This window comes from Pantoea sp. X85 (genome assembly GCF_029623675.1).
Lineage (GTDB): Bacteria > Pseudomonadota > Gammaproteobacteria > Enterobacterales > Enterobacteriaceae > Pantoea > Pantoea leporis.
The window spans coordinates 2811505-2830148 of record NZ_CP121108.1; the positions used below are offsets into that span (position 1 = coordinate 2811505).

General features: G+C 54.7%; 15 protein-coding genes. 4 read left to right on the forward strand and 11 right to left on the reverse strand.

From position 1 onward, the window contains the following. Positions 1 to 589 precede the first annotated feature (589 nt). The 3 genes from nrdA to yfaE are packed head-to-tail and all read left to right on the forward strand — an operon-like array spanning position 590 to position 4322. Complete coding sequence (nrdA, locus tag P6287_RS12970) at positions 590 to 2875, forward strand: class 1a ribonucleoside-diphosphate reductase subunit alpha (RefSeq protein ID WP_110866577.1); 2286 nt, start codon at positions 590 to 592, stop codon at positions 2873 to 2875. 53 nt (positions 2876 to 2928) lie between these two features. Then, the gene (gene nrdB, locus P6287_RS12975; protein WP_101763665.1) at positions 2929 to 4059 is read left to right on the forward strand and encodes a class Ia ribonucleoside-diphosphate reductase subunit beta; all 1131 of its coding nucleotides are present in this window, start codon (positions 2929 to 2931) and stop codon (positions 4057 to 4059) included. A gap of 2 nt (positions 4060 to 4061) precedes the next feature. After that, positions 4062 to 4322, forward strand: a complete 261-nt coding sequence (yfaE, locus tag P6287_RS12980) for a class I ribonucleotide reductase maintenance protein YfaE (RefSeq protein WP_061717835.1) — start codon at positions 4062 to 4064, stop codon at positions 4320 to 4322. Between the two features lie 37 nt (positions 4323 to 4359). Here yfaE and P6287_RS12985 read toward each other — a convergent pair whose 3' ends face one another. After that, positions 4360 to 5556, reverse strand: coding sequence for a nicotinamide mononucleotide deamidase-related protein YfaY (locus P6287_RS12985; protein WP_277973833.1), 1197 nt, complete (start codon positions 5554 to 5556; stop codon positions 4360 to 4362). Between the two features lie 144 nt (positions 5557 to 5700). Beyond that, on the reverse strand, positions 5701 to 6009 hold the full coding sequence (elaB, locus tag P6287_RS12990) for a stress response protein ElaB (RefSeq protein ID WP_008105125.1): 309 nt from the start codon (positions 6007 to 6009) through the stop codon (positions 5701 to 5703). 291 nt (positions 6010 to 6300) lie between these two features. On the opposite strand from elaB, the gene P6287_RS12995 reads away from it, so the two are divergent. Further along, on the forward strand, positions 6301 to 7959 hold the full coding sequence (locus P6287_RS12995) for a glucan biosynthesis protein (protein ID WP_277973834.1): 1659 nt from the start codon (positions 6301 to 6303) through the stop codon (positions 7957 to 7959). 29 nt (positions 7960 to 7988) lie between these two features. Here P6287_RS12995 and P6287_RS13000 read toward each other — a convergent pair whose 3' ends face one another. The 9 genes from P6287_RS13000 to nuoG all read right to left on the reverse strand — a co-directional run bounded on the left by P6287_RS13000 (position 7989) and on the right by nuoG (position 18644). Further along, positions 7989 to 8441, reverse strand: a complete 453-nt coding sequence (locus P6287_RS13000; RefSeq protein WP_277973835.1) for a GNAT family N-acetyltransferase — start codon at positions 8439 to 8441, stop codon at positions 7989 to 7991. A 189-nt stretch (positions 8442 to 8630) separates the two neighbouring features. Beyond that, positions 8631 to 10088: an NADH-quinone oxidoreductase subunit NuoN gene (gene nuoN, locus P6287_RS13005; RefSeq protein ID WP_008105131.1), complete on the reverse strand. Its 1458-nt coding sequence runs from the start codon at positions 10086 to 10088 to the stop codon at positions 8631 to 8633. A gap of 6 nt (positions 10089 to 10094) precedes the next feature. Beyond that, entirely contained in the window at positions 10095 to 11615 is a 1521-nt protein-coding gene (nuoM, locus tag P6287_RS13010; protein WP_192411474.1) for an NADH-quinone oxidoreductase subunit M, read from the reverse strand. A gap of 84 nt (positions 11616 to 11699) precedes the next feature. Then, the gene (nuoL, locus tag P6287_RS13015) at positions 11700 to 13535 is read right to left on the reverse strand and encodes an NADH-quinone oxidoreductase subunit L (RefSeq protein ID WP_137386193.1); all 1836 of its coding nucleotides are present in this window, start codon (positions 13533 to 13535) and stop codon (positions 11700 to 11702) included. Beyond that, entirely contained in the window at positions 13532 to 13834 is a 303-nt protein-coding gene (gene nuoK, locus P6287_RS13020; RefSeq protein WP_007889334.1) for an NADH-quinone oxidoreductase subunit NuoK, read from the reverse strand. The genes nuoL and nuoK overlap by 4 nt, the downstream gene beginning before the upstream one ends. Then, positions 13831 to 14382, reverse strand: a complete 552-nt coding sequence (gene nuoJ / locus P6287_RS13025; protein WP_008105138.1) for an NADH-quinone oxidoreductase subunit J — start codon at positions 14380 to 14382, stop codon at positions 13831 to 13833. The genes nuoK and nuoJ overlap by 4 nt, the downstream gene beginning before the upstream one ends. Positions 14383 to 14392: 10 nt before the next feature. Next, positions 14393 to 14935, reverse strand: coding sequence for an NADH-quinone oxidoreductase subunit NuoI (gene nuoI / locus P6287_RS13030; protein WP_007889332.1), 543 nt, complete (start codon positions 14933 to 14935; stop codon positions 14393 to 14395). An 11-nt stretch (positions 14936 to 14946) separates the two neighbouring features. Then, positions 14947 to 15924, reverse strand: a complete 978-nt coding sequence (gene nuoH / locus P6287_RS13035) for an NADH-quinone oxidoreductase subunit NuoH (RefSeq protein ID WP_008105140.1) — start codon at positions 15922 to 15924, stop codon at positions 14947 to 14949. Continuing rightward, the gene (gene nuoG / locus P6287_RS13040) at positions 15921 to 18644 is read right to left on the reverse strand and encodes an NADH-quinone oxidoreductase subunit NuoG (protein ID WP_277973836.1); all 2724 of its coding nucleotides are present in this window, start codon (positions 18642 to 18644) and stop codon (positions 15921 to 15923) included. Before nuoG ends, nuoH begins: the two co-directional genes overlap by 4 nt.

An 18644-nucleotide genomic window follows, 5' to 3' on the forward strand; every position in this document is an offset into this window, starting at 1 on the left:
TGAAGGTACCGCGCTAGCGGCGCGAGGACCGCCGGCCCAAAAGTGGCCCCGGCCAGCGCACTCGTCGTTGGCTTAACTAACAAACATTACGTCATTCATGGCGACCTCTTATCCCCCAATTTTGGCCCTATCCAGATCAATTTCCTTTTAGACGCGTACCAGCCTTTTTTATAGGCTAAGCAAGTCACAAAAAATTCATAAGCACTTTTAGATAAGTTCGCTGCTGGCGGCCTTGTCGGGGCTTTTTTTGTCTAAGAAAATTCCTGAAGCGCGGTGGTTGAGCAAGAAACACGCGTCCGATCATAAAGTGAAAAAAAAGTGTTGAGCGGTTGACACTAAGTGCAGGCCTTGCGGCATGCGGATCCAGGATTTTAGCCAGCCGGTAATGACGATTTTTTAGTGAAAATCAACTCTTGTTAAGAAGAGATTGCTGACTAGAATACTCACCATATTGTTGTTCAAACTTCCCGCACCCCCTATATATAGTGTTTATCCACAGGCTTACTCACAACGAGCGGCTTGTGCATAAACCTTGTGCATACATGGGGGATAAATACGTCATTCATGCATGGACAGGTAAAAACGCGACATGAACCAAAGTCTGCTCGTTACTAAACGCGATGGCCGCCAGGAGCGCATTGATCTCGACAAAATTCATCGTGTACTGGATTGGGCAGCCGAAGGGCTGAACAATGTTTCAGTTTCACAGGTTGAACTGCGCTCACACATTCAGTTCTACGATGGCATCAGAACCTCTGATATTCATGAGACCATCATCAAGGCTGCCGCAGACCTGATCTCTCGTGATGCGCCAGATTACCAATACCTGGCTGCGCGTCTGGCTATCTTCCACCTGCGTAAAAAAGCCTACGGCCAGTTTGAGCCGCCGAAGCTGTACGATCAGGTGGTGAAAATGGTTGAGATGGGCAAATACGACCGCCATCTGCTGGAAGATTACAGCACCGAAGAGTTCGAGCAGATGGACGCGTTTATCGACCATTGGCGCGACATGAATTTCTCCTACGCAGCGGTTAAGCAGCTGGAAGGGAAATATCTGGTGCAGAACCGCGTCAGCGGCGAAATCTACGAAAGCGCCCAGTTCCTCTACATTCTGGTGGCGGCGTGCCTGTTCTCTGGCTATCCGCGCGAAACCCGTATGGATTACGTGAAGCGTTTCTACGATGCGATCTCAACCTTCAAAATCTCGCTGCCAACGCCAATCATGTCCGGCGTGCGTACCCCAACGCGTCAGTTCAGCTCTTGCGTACTGATTGAGTGCGGCGACAGCCTCGACTCTATCAATGCCACCTCCAGCGCCATTGTGAAATACGTCTCTCAGCGCGCCGGTATCGGCATCAACGCCGGCCGCATTCGTGCGCTGGGTAGCCCGATTCGCGGTGGCGAAGCGTTCCACACCGGTTGTATTCCGTTCTACAAACATTTCCAGACTGCCGTGAAGTCTTGCTCACAAGGCGGCGTACGTGGCGGCGCAGCGACGCTGTTCTACCCAATGTGGCATCTGGAAGTTGAAAGCCTGCTGGTGCTGAAAAACAACCGCGGTGTTGAAGGCAACCGCGTGCGTCACATGGATTACGGCGTACAGATCAACAAACTGATGTACACCCGCCTGCTGAAAGGTGAAGACATCACGCTGTTCAGCCCGTCTGACGTGCCTGGCCTGTACGATGCGTTCTTCGCCGATCAGGACGAGTTCGAGCGTCTGTACACCAAATACGAGAAAGACGACAGCATCCGCAAGCAGCGCGTGAAAGCCGTTGAGCTGTTCTCACTGATGATGCAGGAGCGTGCATCAACTGGCCGTATCTACATTCAGAACGTCGATCACTGCAACACGCACAGCCCGTTCGATCCAAGCATCGCGCCAGTTCGTCAGTCGAATCTGTGCCTCGAGATCGCACTGCCGACCAAACCGCTGAACGACGTCAATGACGAAAGCGGCGAAATCGCCCTGTGTACGCTGTCTGCCTTTAACCTGGGCGCGATTAACAGCCTTGACGATCTGGAAGAGCTGGCCACCCTTGCGGTGCGTGCGCTTGATGCACTGCTGGATTATCAGGATTACCCTATTCCGGCAGCACAACGCGGCGCCATGGGCCGTCGTACGCTGGGTATTGGCGTGATCAACTACGCGTATTACCTGGCGAAAAACGGCGTGCGTTACTCTGATGGCAGCGCCAACAATCTGACGCACAAAACTTTCGAAGCCATTCAGTACTACTTGCTGAAAGCCTCGAACGAATTGGCGAAAGAGCAAGGTGCGTGCCCGTGGTTTAAAGAGACCACTTACTCGCAGGGCATTCTGCCGATCGATACCTATAAAAAGGATCTCGACGCAGTGTGCAACGAGCCGCTGCATTTGGATTGGGAAGGCCTGCGTGAGTCCATCACCACGCACGGTCTGCGCAATTCAACGCTCTCTGCGCTGATGCCGTCTGAAACCTCTTCGCAGATTTCGAACGCCACCAACGGTATTGAGCCGCCGCGCGGACACATCAGCATCAAAGCATCGAAAGACGGCATTCTGCGTCAGGTGGTGCCAGAGTATGAGCGTCTGAAAGACCAGTACGAACTGCTGTGGGAAATGCCGTCTAACGACGGTTATCTGCAGCTGGTTGGCGTGATGCAGAAGTTCATCGATCAGGCGATTTCGTCGAACACCAACTACGATCCGAGCCGCTTTGCGAATGGCAAAGTGCCGATGAAACAGCTGCTGAAAGACCTGCTGACCGCGTACAAGTTCGGCGTGAAAACCCTGTACTATCAAAACACCCGCGACGGTGCGGAAGATGCACAGGACGATCTGGCACCTTCCATTCAGGATGATGGCTGCGAAAGCGGCGCATGTAAGATCTAATCTCATCTTGTCAGGGCCGACATTGGTCGGCCCTCTTCACATTTGGACTCAAAATGGCTTACACCACATTCTCGCAGAACAAAAATGACCAGCTGAAAGAGCCGATGTTCTTTGGCCAGTCCGTCAACGTTGCCCGTTTCGATCAGCAGAAATATGACATCTTTGAAAAGCTGATTGAGAAGCAGCTCTCCTTCTTCTGGCGTCCGGAAGAAGTGGACGTCTCGCGCGATCGCATCGATTACCAGGCGCTGCCGGAGCATGAAAAGCACATCTTCATCAGCAACCTGAAGTATCAAACGCTGCTGGACTCGATTCAGGGACGTAGCCCGAACGTGGCGCTGCTGCCGCTGATTTCCATCCCTGAGCTGGAAACCTGGATTGAAACCTGGGCGTTCTCCGAGACCATTCACTCGCGCTCCTACACGCACATCATCCGTAACATCGTTAACGATCCGGCGGTGGTGTTTGACGATATCGTCACCAACGAGCAGATTCTGGCGCGCGCCGAAGATATCTCGAAGTACTACGATGACCTGATCGAGATGACCAGTTACTGGCATCTGCTGGGTGAAGGTACGCATCAGGTCAACGGTAAAACCGTTACCGTTAACCTGCGCGATCTGAAAAAGCAGCTCTATATCTGCCTGATGAGCGTCAACGCGCTGGAAGCGATTCGCTTCTACGTCAGCTTCGCCTGTTCATTTGCTTTCGCCGAGCGCGAGCTGATGGAAGGCAACGCCAAAATCATCAAGCTGATTGCACGCGATGAAGCGCTGCATCTGACCGGCACCCAGCATATGCTGAACCTGCTGCGCACCGGTGAAGACGATCCAGAGATGAAAGCTATCGCCGCGGAGTGTCGTGATGAATGCTTCGATCTGTTCAAGAAGGCAGCCGAGCAGGAAAAAGAGTGGGCAGAATACCTGTTCAGCGGCGGCTCGATGATTGGCCTGAACAAAGACATTCTGTGCCAGTATATCGAGTACATCACCAACATCCGTATGCAGGCGGTGGGTCTCGATCTGCCGTTCCAGACGCGTTCCAACCCCATTCCATGGATCAACTCGTGGCTGGTGTCGGACAACGTACAGGTTGCACCGCAGGAAGTTGAAGTGAGCTCGTATTTGGTCGGTCAGATTGATTCTGAAGTGGGCGAAGACGATTTCGACGGCTTCCAGCTGTAAGCATGAGCCGCTCTGTTGTTATTCTGCGTAGCTCCGGCTCCCGGCTGGAGTGCGCAGAAGATCACCCCAATCTGCTGGCGACGCTGGAAGCTAATAATCTGTGCGTTGAGTTTCAGTGTCGCGAAGGCTACTGCGGCTCTTGCCGCATGCGTTTGCTAAAAGGCGAAGTGGATTATGCCGAAACCCCGTTGGCGTTTGTGCAGCAAGGCGAGATTTTGCCGTGCTGCTGTCGCGCCAAAGGGGAGATTGAGATCGAGCTGTGATTGACCAGGCCGCCATTTATGGCGACCTGGTGATCAATCAACGTTTCACCGTTTCCAGCACATCAATCCAACCGTGACCGGTGCTGACTTCACTGCCGTGCAGCCAGCGACGCAACATGTTCATCGCCATCATCGCCACCACTTTCTGCCGCGTTTCCACGTTATGACGTCCATGAGTGAACTTTACGCGTTGGCCCCAGCTGGCTTCCGGCGTATGCAGCGCGATCGATACTTCGCCTTCCACTAAATTTCCCACCGACAACGCCAGCGCCGCGCCCTGCTGTTTCGCCCAGTCACGCGTGCGCGCAACCTGCGCTTCCAGATCTTCATCCTGCGACGGCAGAATCTCTGCTTTGCTGAGCGCCACGTCCGCTGCGGCCAGCTGCCAGTTAAGTAAGCCGGCGGTGAACTGCTCGCTCAGCGCCAAATGGAAGCCACGCTGCTGCAACTCGCGCGCCAGCAGCGCCGGTAAACCTTCGGTGCCCTCAAAGATGGTGCATTCAGCCAGCAACAGTTTTACCTGCTGCCACACTTGCTCCATTGCCACGCGCTGGCTGGCGGGCCCGGTGAGTTTGATTTCAATAATCGGCATCGATGAGCGATAGCCCATCACCACGCCTTCCGGCAGCGGGAGCGGCTCCAGCTCGGCGGCAATGTCACTTTCCCCACGTCCAAAGGTGGTGAGGCGCAAACACAATGGTGGCTCAGGCAGTTCAAAGCGTGCTTTGAGGCGCGGAATAATCTCCTGCTCAACCATCACTTTAAATTCCGACGGCACGCCAGGGGTGAAGAAAATCCAGCAGCGATTGAGCTGCAGCGCGAAGCCGCATGCGGTGCCGACCGGATTATCCAGCATCTCAGCAATGGCAGGGATTTCTGCCTGCTTGCGGTTGCTCGGCGCCATCACACGTCCGCGGCTGGTGAACCAGGCTTCCATTTTTTCCAGCCAGGTTTGCTGGATAACTAACTCGCTGCCGCTGGCAATGGCTGCGGCCTGCGCGCTGAGATCGTCACTGGTCGGTCCTAAACCGCCATTCACGATTAGCACGTCAGCAATCTGGCTGCGGCTCTGCAGCGCCTCCACCAGCGAGGTCATTGCATCACCGACGGTGCTACGGCTGGTCATCGGCAAACCGTGCTGGAACAGCACATTGGCCAGCCACGCGGCGTTGGTATCGACAATCTGCCCATGTAACACTTCATCGCCCGTTGAGAGCATTTCTACACGTATCACGTTGCGTTCTCCTTTTCCCTGTCGCTTTACTGTAGGAAGCGCGCAGGCGAAACACAATCGCGGATGATGCGAAACAGGGATTTAGCGGGAAAAGCGGCGAGGAAATCAGGAAGCGGGCGCGAAGCGTGTCGCGCCCGTTGGAACTTAACGTCGAGCCAGCAGTAAACCGACAAACAGGCCAGCGGCGGCACCGATGCCAATCCCCTGCCACGGTTTTTCATGCACATAATCATCGGCGCGGTAGGCCGCATTCTTGGCACGATAGTAATAGCTGTCTGACGCCTGGCTAACGCGCGATTTCACGTCTTCCAGCGCTTGTTCAGCTTTGAGTTTCAGCTCGATATATTTCTGATCGGCCGGGTCGCCTGATGCGCGTAACACTTCTTCCAGCGTTTCCGTTAGCAGCGCCAGGTCGTCGTCAAGGTGCGTTTCAAATTGATCTGAAGATGACACTATGTAGTTCCTCCATGTTCCTTGCTCGTTGTGGTTTAACTATAGTCATAAATTGCAGATTTGCTGGATGGCGACTGCAAGGTTTTCACCAAGTTTCATCCACCACAGTGCAAAGTTGTGTCATGTACGCTGCCGCTACGCGAATTCTGCTTCGCTTATTTGATTAATCTGATAAATTTTCCGCAGACTGAATTATTTATTTTCACGACTGTCGTAACCCCCTGTAGTCAGACGCTTCTCGTCTTACGAGAGTCAAAATACACCCGAGCAGCTAAGGATTAGATTTCCGGCATGAATCGTAGAAAATTTATGAAAGCGTCCATGGCCCTCTCCGCTGTTAGCGGCATGACGGGTCTCTCCACGCTGTTTGCACAATCCGCCTGGGCCGATGATGGTATCGCCGACGGTACCGCGGTTCGCTTCGATTTCGACTCACTGAAAAAGAAAGCCTCCGCGCTGGCAAAACAGCCCTGGGGCGGCGCCCCCGGCCCCTTGCCCGACACCCTGGCCAATCTCACTCCACAGGCCTATAACGAAATTCAGTACGACGCCAACCACTCGCTGTGGAATAACATCCCCGATCGTCAGCTGGACGTGCAATTCTTCCACGTCGGTATGGGCTTCAAGCGCCGCATCCGCATGTTCTCGGTCGATGCCCAGAGCCGTGAAGCGCGCGAGATCCACTTCCGTCCGGAGCTGTTCAATTATCACAACGCCAACGTTGATACCAGGCAGCTGGTTGGTAAAACCGATCTCGGCTTTGCCGGTTTCCGTGCGTTTAAGAAACCTGAACTGGCGCGCCGCGATATCGTCTCTTTCCTTGGCGCCAGCTATTTCCGTGCGGTTGATGAAACCTTCCAGTACGGCCTTTCCGCGCGCGGCGTGGCAGTCAACACCTTCAGCAACGGCAAAGAAGAGTTCCCGGACTTCACCGCGTTCTGGTTCGAAACACCAAAAGCGGATGACACTACTTTCGTGGTCTACGCCCTGCTGGATGGCGCGAGCGTCACTGGTGCCTACAAGTTCACCATTCACTGCGAGGAGAAGCGCGTAGTGATGGAGGTGGAAAACCACCTGTTTGCGCGTAACGACATTCGCCAGCTTGGCATTGCGCCAATGACCAGCATGTTCAGTTGTGGCACCAACGAGCGCCGCATGTGTAACACTTACCATCCACAAATCCATGACTCCGATCGTCTGGCGATGTGGACCGGTGAAGGCGAATGGATTGCACGTCCGCTGAACAACCCGCAGCGTTTGCAGTTCAACGCCTATCAGGACGAAAACCCGCGTGGTTTTGGCCTGTTGCAGCTCGATCATGACTTCAAAAATTATCAGGATGTGATTGGCTGGTACGACAAACGTCCAAGCCTGTGGGTAGAACCGATTGGTAAATGGGGCAAAGGCGCCATTAACGTGATGGAGATTCCTACCACCGGGGAAACGCTGGATAACGTGGTGTGCTTCTGGCAGCCGTCAGAACCGGTAAAAGCCGGTAGCGAGTTCAGCTTCCAGTACAAACTCTACTGGAGCCAGTTGCCACCAGTGCGCAGTGGTTTGGCGCGTGTCGATGCCACGCGCACCGGTATCGGCGGATTCCCGGAAGGTTGGGCGCCAGGCGAACACTTCCCGGAAACCTGGTCACGTCGCTTTGCCATTGATTTTGTTGGTGGCGATCTGAAAGCCGCAGCGCCGAAAGGTATTGAGCCGGTGATTACCGTTTCAGAAGGCACATTTAAGCAGGTTGAGATTCTCTACGTCGAGCCACTCAACGGTTACCGCATTCTGTTTGACTGGTATCCAAACAGCGACTCGACCAAACCGGTTGATATGCGCCTGTTCCTACGTACCAAAGATGAAACGCTGAGTGAAACCTGGCTTTATCAGTACTTCCCGCCGCCGCCAGATCAACGTAAATACGTTGATGACCGGCAGATGACGCCAGGCTGATGATTGACGGCGAGGAGCAATCCTCGCCGTTATGCTTTTTGCATGCCGATGTGCGGAATGTCATCTTCCATGTAGACTTCAGTCACCGCTTTAAAGCCCAGACGACCGTAGAACCCTTCCAGATGTGCCTGCGCAGAGAGATAAATAGCGCGCTGCGACCAATACTTTTCACAGCTCTCCAGCGCCTTCTCCATTAAGCGATAGCCCAGCTTCAAACCGCGTGCTTCTTCAGAAACAATCACACGACCAATCATTACCGGCGCAGAGTCTAGCGCTGGCGTTAACACGCGCGCATAGGCCAGCAGCTTACCGTCGAGAAATCCGAGAATGTGGCGATTTTCGGCAGCTAGATCCTGGCCATCAATATCCTGATAAGGACAGTTTTGTTCCACGATGAAGACATGATTGCGCAGTGCCAGCAAAGTGTAGAGTTGTTGCGTTGTCAGTTCACTGTGGTGGCAATCAAGCCAAAGCATTTCCATGGTGCTTCCTTGTCTGAGCGAAAAAAGGGATCCGATGAGAATATCACACCGGCTACGCCAAACGCAGTGAGCAGCAGCGGCAGCTGAAAACCTCGTGGTGACTCTGTGCTCAACCTCTCACTACGCCGTGAACTGCAGGCAAAAAAAATCAGGCCCGCAGGCCTGATTCAGTGGTTTCGTGAATCTGAATTACATGAGCGGCTGAGCCATCTGCACCAGTGTAATCAGCGGCTGCGGATAAACACCAAGCAGCAGCACCAGAATCGCAGATATCAGCACCACAACGCCGCCGGCCGTAAATGCCCAATTGGCTTGCGTATCGCGGTTGTGCAGTTCCGGCGGACTGAGATACAGACTCACCGTCACACGCAGATAGTAATAAAGCCCAATCGCACTACCCGCTACCACCGCACCACTCAACCACCACAGATGTGCGTTCACACTCGAGGCGATAACGTAGAACTTACCGATGAAGCCGAGCGTCATTGGGATACCCGCCAGTGACAACATCATCACCGTCATTACTGCAGACAGAATCGGACGATGCCAGAACAGACCACGATAGGAATAGAGCGTATCGGCATCCGGACCGCGATAAGGGCTCGACATCAGACTCACTACGCCGAACGCGCCAAGGCTGCTGAACAGGTAACCGGCCAGATAAACGCCTGCGGTTTCCAGCGACAGCTGATGGGTTTTCACCGCAATCAGCGCCACCAACAGATAACCAAGGTGCGCGATAGAGGAGTAACCGAGCAGACGCTTGATGTTGCTCTGGGAAATCGCCATCAGGTTGCCGAACAGAATCGACGCAAACGCAATGATGCCCAGCACGGTACGCACCGCTTCGCTGTCAGTGACGGGCGCGTACATGAACAGGCGCATAATCACACCAAAGATGGCGATCTTGCTGGCGGTAGCGAGGAAGGTTGAAACCGGCGCTGGCGCACCCTGATAAACATCTGGCGTCCACAGGTGGAAAGGAACCAGCGACAGTTTAAAGCCCAGTCCGATAATCATCATGCCCAGACCGAGCAGCAACAGCGGCTCCTGAATCATGCTATCGCTCAGACTTTTGCCCAGCTGCACAAAGCTCAGGCTGCCGGAATCAGCATAAATCAGCGCGATACCGAACAGCAGGAACGATGAGGCCGCCGCCGACAGAATGGTGTATTTCAGCGACGCTTCCAGCGAACGTTTCTGGCGGAAAGCATAACCAATCAAACCAAACAGCGGCAGTGACAGCAGTTCGATACCGATGAACAGCGCTGCCAGATGATTGGCGCTCGCCAGCACGATCCCGCCGAGTGCTGCAATCAGCACCAGCAGATAGAACTCATCTTTGTTGTCCGGGAAACCGGCCAGCCACGGATAAGCGAAGGTGCAGGTGGCTAAACTCGCCAGCACCACCAGCGCGGTGTAGAACATCGAATAGCCATCAACGCGCAGCAGCGGCGTGACGTCCATCGCTCCCGCCTGGCCTACAAACCACAGAGAAAACAGCGCAATGTTAAGTCCGATCACCGTCAGCGTGGCATTAACAAAGTGATTGCGTCGCCACGCAATGGACAGCATCACCACCACCACCGTCAATCCGACGATCAACAGCGGCAGTAACGCGATCAGATGTTGAGGAGTTATTGTCATGGCGAATTACGGCCTTGTAGTTGAAATTGAAGCGGTAAACCACTGCTGAATATTGCTCATCGCAGCATGGGATGTGTCGAGGATCGGCTGAGGATAAATCCCCAGCAGTACCAGCAACATCACCAATACGCCGATAGTCATGAACTCACGCGGTGACATGCCTGGCAGCGGATCTTTCGACTTTGCTTCGCCGAAGTAAGCGCGCTGCATCATGATCAGGGAGTAAACCGAAGCAAACACCAGACCAAAGGTTGCAATGACGATAATCACCGGTACCACCTGGAAGCTGCCGGTCAGAATCATAAATTCGCCAACAAAGTTACCGGTGCCCGGCATACCAAGGTTTGCAACCGCGAAGAACAGTGACAGACCCGGAATCCATTTGATACGTGACCACAAACCGCCCATCTGACGCAGGTCGCGGGTGTGCAGACGTTCATACAGCTGACCACACAAGATGAACAGTGCCGCAGCAGAGAGACCGTGCGCAATCATCTGAATCACCGCGCCCTGGAAGGCCAGCTGGCTGCCAGTGTAGATGGCGATGAGCACGAAGCCCATGTGCGAAATAGAGGTGTAAGCGATCAGTCGCTTGATATCAGTTTGTGAGAATGCCATCCACGCACCGTAGAAGATGCCGATGATACCCAGCCACATGGCAATCGGTGCGAACTCTGCTGACGCATTCGGGAACAGCGGCAGGCTAAAGCGCAGCAAACCGTAAGCCGCAGTTTTTAGCAAGATACCTGCGAGGTCAACTGAACCAGCGGTTGGTGCCTGGCTGTGCGCATCGGGTAACCAACCGTGTAATGGCACCACCGGCATTTTCACCGCAAAGGCAATAAAGAAGCCAAGCATCAGCAGATATTCAACGGTGTGCGACATCGGGGTTTTCAGCAGTTCTTCGTAGCTGAAAGTCCATACGCCGGTGGCGTTGTAATGGACAAAGACCAGCGCCAGAATCGCCACCAACATGATCAGACCCGATGCCTGGGTGTAGATGAAGAACTTGGTCGCCGCGCTGATACGCGTTTTACCGTCGGATGCTTTATGGCCCCACAGTGCGATGAGGAAATACATCGGCACCAGCATCATTTCCCAGAAGAAGAAGAACAGGAACATATCGATGGAGAGGAACACGCCAATCACACCACCGAGAATCCACATCAGGTTGAGGTGGAAAAAGCCCTGATATTTCTCAATTTCGTTCCAGGAACACAGCACCGCCATCAAACCGAGCAGTCCGGTTAGCACCACCATCAGCAGCGACAGACCATCAATTGCCAGATGGAAGTTGATGCCAAAGCGCGGAATCCACGGTACGGAGAAAGTCGATTGCCATTGCGGAATGCCCGCAGCCTGCGTCAGTGAATAGCCTCCCTGCAACCACAGCTGCAGACCAAGCGCTAGCGTCAGGCCCATGGTGATCATGGCAATCCAGCGCGGAACTTTTGCGCCAAGACGCTCCGCAAGCCAGCAGAGCAAGCCACCGACAAAAGGTATGATAATTAGCCAAGGTAATAACACGGCAAACTTCCCTTTTTATTGCCTTACTTCAGGCAATTTTTGACATTCTAATTGGGCGAGCGAACCCGCCCCGCTCATCAATCTTTAAATCACCAGCAGCAGCGCCAGCACCACAACGGCACCCACACTCATCGAGGCCACGTACCAGCGCAGATAACCGTTTTCGCTCACCACCAAACCTTTATTACCAACACGCGACAGCAGCGCAGGCAGGTTCATCAGTGAGTTAAGCGGATCGCGCTTCAGCAACCAGGCAATGCCGAGATAAGGTTTTACAAACACCTTGTCATACAGCCAGTCGAAGCCCCAGGCCGCGAACCACCAGGTGCCGAAGAAACGACCCGGCGCGCTGTTAGCAATACTGGTCACCAGTTGACGTTTACCCAGCCACAGAGCTGCTGCGATCAGGATACCGACAATGGCCACCACGCCTGAGGTGATTTCCAGCATCACTTTGCCGCCTTCACCAAACTCGTTCTGCGGCAGAACCCCCGCCAGAGGAGGCGTGATCAGCGCACCAATAAAGGTGGAGAGCACCATCAGAACAATCAGCGGCAGGTGATGCGTAATGCCTTTACCGGCGTGGGCATGAATTTTCTCTTCACCGTGGAACACGATAAAGATCATGCGGAAGGTGTAGATCGAAGTGAGGAATGCACCCACCAGACCCGCCACCATCAGATTGATGTGACCATTCGCCATCGCACCAAACAGGATTTCATCTTTACTGTAGAAACCTGCGGTGATCAGCGGCAGCGCAGCCAACGCGGCACCGCCCACCAGGAAGCAGACATACACCAGCGGGATGCTCTTACGCAGGCCGCCCATTTTGAAAATATTCTGCTCGTGATGGCAAGCCAGAATGACCGAGCCTGAAGAGAGGAACAGCAAGGCTTTGAAGAATGCATGCGTCATCAGGTGGAAAATCGCCGCGTCCCATGCCTGCACGCCAAGCGCGAGGAACATGTAGCCGATCTGACTCATGGTGGAGTAAGCCAGCACGCGTTTGATGTCGGTTTGCACCAGCGCAGCAAAACCTGCCAGCACCAGAGTAATCGCACCAATGATACCCACCAGATGCAGCACTTCCGGCGTCAACAGGAACAGGCCGTGAGTACGTGCAATCAGATAAACACCGGCGGTTACCATGGTCGCGGCGTGAATCAGAGCCGAAACCGGGGTTGGACCGGCCATCGCATCCGCCAGCCAGGTTTGTAATGGCAGCTGTGCCGATTTACCGACCGCGCCCCCCAACAGCATCAGGGTTGCCCACTGCAGCATGTGGTTGTCTGCAGCGAAGTGCGCGGGTGCCAGTTCCACCAGTTCGCGGAAGTTCAGCGTGCCCAGTTCGTTGTAGAGGATGAACAAGGCGAAAGCGAGGAACACATCACCGACACGGGTGATGATAAAGGCTTTCATCGCCGCTTTGCCGTTCTCTGGATTGCTGTAATAGAAGCCAATCAGCAGATAGGAGCACAGGCCCACGCCTTCCCAACCGAGATACATCAGCATCAGGTTATCGGCCAGCACCAACACCACCATGCTCGCGATGAACAGGTTGGTGTAAGCGAAGAAGCGCGAATAACCCTCTTCACCACGCATGTACCATGAAGCGAACATGTGGATGAAGAAACCAACGCCGGTGACGACGGACAGCATGGTCAGAGAAAGACCATCCAGCACCAGATTCACTTTAATGTCAAAGTTGCCGACGTGAATCCAGGTCCACAGCGCCTGAGTGAACGGCTGCTGACCCTGATTGAAGAAGTCGAAACCGGCATAAATAGTGGTTAATGCGGCAAGACCAACAGAACCCATACCGATTGCTGCCGACAGGTTCTCCGACCAGCGACCGCGTGAAAACGCCAATAGCAGGAAGCCAATCAGCGGAAATAATACGGTTAAATAGAGAAGATTCATCCGCGCATCTCGCTCACTGTGTCAATGTTCAGCGTCTGACGACGACGATAGAGCTGGAGCAACAGCGCCAGACCAATACTCGCTTCCGCCGCCGCAAGGCTGATCGCCAGGATGTACATCACCTGACCATCAGCTTGTCCCCAATAGCTGCCTGCTACCACCAGCGCTAACGCGGAGGCATTGATCATGATTTCCAGACCAATCAGCATAAACAGGATGTTACGACGCAGCACCACGGAGGTCAGGCCGAGAACAAACAGCACAGCGGCCAGCATCAGGCCGTGTTGTAACGGGATCATGCGTGATCCTCCTTATTTGCTTGCGCATCAGCTTGACGATTGCTCAACACTTCGCCGTGACGCTCTTCACGTCCAATATGGAAGGCCACGACCAGACCCGCGAGCAGTAGCATCGATGCCAATTCAACCGCCAGAACATAGGGACCAAACAAGCTGATACCGACTGCTTTCGCGTCGATGACGGTGCCATCAATGCCCTGATCGGTTGCCGTGCTAATCGCGTAAATCATCACTGCCAGCAGCAGTAAAGAGACGATGCCCGGACCAATCCACAGCGAAGGTTTGAGCCACTCGCGCTCTTGATCCTGCTGAGTTTTGCCGAGGTTCAGCATCATCACCACAAAGACGAACAGCACCATGATGGCACCCGCGTAGACGATGATTTCCAGTGCACCGGCAAAGTAGGCGCCCATTGAGAAGAACACGCCGGCAATCGACAGCAGCGAAACGATCAGGTACAGCAGCGCATGTACCGGATTGGTGTGGGTGATGACGCGCAGCGTCGTCAGCACCGCCACCAGTCCGCAAAGATAAAACGCAAATTCCATACCTGGCTCCTTAAGGTAACAACCCTTTGACGTCGATCGGCTTGGCTTCGTTTTCCGCTTCGCCCTTCTCTTTTCCGTCGATCGCCATACCAGCCATACGATAGAAGTTGTACTCCGGATATTTACCCGGACCGGAAATCAGCAAGTCTTCTTTCTCATACACCAGATCCTGACGCTTAAACTCACCCAGTTCGAAATCGGGTGTCAGCTGAATCGCGGTGGTTGGGCAAGCCTCTTCACACAGGCCGCAGAAGATGCAGCGTGAGAAGTTGATGCGGAAGAACTCAGGATACCAACGTCCATCCTGCGTCTCGGCTTTCTGCAGCGAGATACAGCCGACAGGACAAGCTACCGCGCACAAGTTACAGGCAACGCAACGCTCTGCGCCGTCCGGATCGCGCGTCAGCACGATACGGCCACGGTAACGCGGCGGCAGATAAACAGGCTCTTCCGGATACATTTGGGTTTCGCGCTTGGCGAAGGCATGCATGCCTATCATCCAGATACTGCGCACTGTCGTGCCGAAGCCAACGACAATATCTTTTAAAGTCATCTCAATGTCCCTTACTGCGCGGTGTACAGAATCACTGCGGCGGTCGCCAGCAGGTTCAACAGCGTCAACGGCAGACACACTTTCCAGCCGAACGACAGCACCTGGTCATAGCGTGGACGCGGCAGCGCAGCACGAATCAGGATAAACATCACCATAAAGAACGCTGTTTTCAGAGCGAACCAGATGAATGGCGGCAGGAACGGGCCGTGCCAGCCACCGAAGAACAGCGTCACGATCAGCGCTGAAACGGTGGTGATCGCCACGTATTCACCGACGAAGAACAGGCCGAACTTCATACCGGCGTATTCGATGTGGTAACCGTCCGCCAGTTCCTGCTCCGCTTCTGGTTGGTCAAACGGATGACGGTGACATACCGCTACGCCCGCGATGCAGAAGGTAAGGAAGCCGAAGAACTGAGGAATGATGTTCCACAGATGCGCCTGGCTTTCGACAATGGCATTCATATTGAACGAGCCGGCTTGCGCCACCACGCCCATCAGTGACAGACCAAGGAACACTTCGTAGCTCAGCGTCTGCGCCGATGCACGCATCGCACCCAACAGTGAGTATTTGTTATTACTCGACCAGCCAGCGAACAGCACCGCATACACCGCCAGGCCCGCCATCATCAGGAAGAACAGCAGACCGATGTTCAGATCGGTGACCATCCAGGTCGGCGAAACTGGCACAATGGCGAAAGCCAGCAGCAGCGATACGAAGGCGATAACCGGTGCCAGCGTAAAGATGAAGCGGTCGGTAAACGGCGGAACCCAGTCCTCTTTAAAGAACATTTTGATCATGTCAGCAGCCAGCTGCAGCGAGCCGCCCCAGCCAACACGGTTTGGTCCATAACGGTTCTGCCACAGGCCGAGCAGACGACGCTCGGCGAAACTCATGAAAGCACCGCAACCGACAACCACCAACAAGATGACCAGCGCTTTGCCGATGTTGATGAGGATTTCAATAACGTCCGGTGTCAGCCAACTCATTGCGCGGCCTCCTGCAGTTTGTCAATGTGCGCACCTGAGAGGAACGGCGGCACGCCCGGCATACCGAGCGGTAAACCAACCTGCCCTGCTTGCAGCGACGCAGAGAAACGTACCGGCAAGCGCAGTGTTTCGCCTGCACACACCAGCTCAACGGAAGCACCGCTATTAACGCCCAGTTTCTCAGCATCAGCCGGGTTGATCACCAGCGTGGCCGGGGACATGCGTTTCTGGAAGGTGGTTGAGCGCTGGGTCATCTCCTCGCTACCAAACAGCTGGTAGTAAGGTGCAACGCGCCACTGGCTGCCTTCAACGAAGCTTTCAGGAATCGCGGTAAACCACGGCAATGAACGATCGCTGGCTTCAAACAGACGCACGCCCGGATCGCCATGACGCAGTTTGCCGCCCACTTCAGCCTGGAACTTGTTCCATGCCTGCGGTGAGTTCCAGCCCGGCGCCCAGGCAAATGGAATCTGCGAACGCGGTGCGCTGGGTTGGTTGTTCCCTTCCATCGAGAAGGCAAACATGGTGTCTTTATCTTGCGGCTGACGCGGTTCATGCACGCTGATGTTGGCGCGCATCGCAGTACGGCCACTGTTGCGGTGCGGTGAACGTGCCAGTTTTTGACCACGGATACGGAAGCTCGCGTCTGGCGCGGCATCCTTAATGCCTTTCAGCTGTGGCAGCGCCGCAACGGTGGCATCAATCACGTGATCCAGCTGAGTCCAGTCGATGTGACGGCTCTCAACCGCGCTGTGCAGCGAACGCAACCAGCGCCAGCTCTCCAGCATCACTACGCTGTCATCGTAATAAGCGGGATCGTAAACCTGGAAGAAGCGCTGCGCGCGGCCTTCGTGGTTGATTGAGGTGCCATCGCTCTCCGCAAAGCTGGCGGTTGAAAGTACCAAACCGGCTTTTTCCAGCGTTGCGGTACGCTGATGATCGACCACAATCACGTTAGCGGTAGTATCGAGCGCCGCATCCACGTTGGCTTTCGGTGCATGACGATAGAGATCGTTTTCCAGCACCACCAGCGCATCGGCTTCGCCTTTGCTCAGCTGTTCCAGCGCGCTGTCCAGCGATTGACCGCCCATCAGGCCGAGGCCAAAGCTGTTCGCCGCACCCGCGAGGAAGGTAATACCGACATCGGCACCGCGCGCTTTCAGGGCTTTTGCCACGTTAGCAGCAGCTTCAATCATCGCGATGCTACCGGAATGGGTACCGGAGATAATCAGCGGTTTTTTTGCACCTGCCAGCGCCTGAACCACCACATCAACTTTGCCGTTGAGTTTGCTGTCGAAGCCGCTGACTGCCGGCGCGCTTTCATCCAGTGCATTGGCAATCGCGAAGCCGAGACGAGCTTGATCTTCCACCGGTGCGCGATAGCTCCACGCAGCGATATCATCCAGGCGGGTTTCGTCGACGTTGGTTACGAACAGCGGATGTTTGGCATGCTGACCGATGTTAAGGATTGCCGCGATCTGCCAGTCAGCCACTTTCTGTGCCGCAGCCATCTCACGCGCTTTACCTTTTACTGCCTGACGTACAGACAACGCCACGCGTGCGCCAACCTGAGTCAAATCTTCACCCAGCACCAGCACCGCATCGTAGCTCTCAATTTCGCGCAGTGATGGCGTGTAGATGCCGCCGTCCTGCAGGACTTTCAGCATCAGCTCAACGCGAGCTTGCTCACCGGCTGGCATACCGGTTGAGAAGTTTTCTGCGCCAACCAGCTCACGCAACGCGAAGTTGCTTTCAATGCTGGCGCGCGGAGAACCGATACCGATCACTTTTTTCGCCCGACGCAACACATCCGCCGCCGCATTCACCGCTTGTTCAGCATTCAGGCTGACCCAATCGTTGCCGCGTTGCTGTACCGGATGACGTGGGCGATCTTTGCGGTTGACGTAGCCGTAACCGAAACGACCGCGATCGCAGAGGAAATAGTGGTTTACGGTGCCGTTATAGCGGTTTTCGATACGACGCAATTCGCCATAGCGTTCGCCCGGGCTGGTGTTACAACCCACGCTGCACTGCTGACAGATGCTTGGTGCGAACTGCATATCCCATTTACGGTTATAGCGTTCGGAGTGCGTTTTATCGGTGAAAACGCCGGTCGGACAGATTTCCACCAGGTTACCGGAGAATTCGCTTTCCAGCGTGCCATCTTCCGGACGACCAAAGTAGACGTTGTCGTGAGCGCCATAAACGCCAAGATCTTTGCCGTCGGCATAATCTTTGTAGTAACGCACGCAGCGATAGCAGGCGATACAGCGGTTCATTTCATGCGAAATGAACGGGCCGAGGTCCTGGTTCTGGTGAGTACGTTTAGTGAAGCGATAACGACGGAAACTGTGTCCGGTCATTACCGTCATATCCTGCAGATGGCAGTTACCGCCCTCTTCGCACACCGGGCAGTCGTGCGGATGGTTGGTCATCAGCCATTCCACCACGCTTTCACGAAACTCTTTCGCTTCGCCATCGTCGATGGAGATAAAGGTGCCGTCCGACGCTGGTGTCATGCAGGACATGACAAGGCGACCGCGGGTATCTTCGGCATTCTGGAATTGCTTCACCGCGCACTGGCGGCAGGCCCCTACGCTTCCCAGCGCCGGATGCCAGCAAAAATAAGGAATATCAAGGCCCAGAGAGAGACACGCCTGTAGCAGGTTGTCCGCTCCGTTCACATCATATTCTTTACCGTCTACATGGATTGTAGCCAT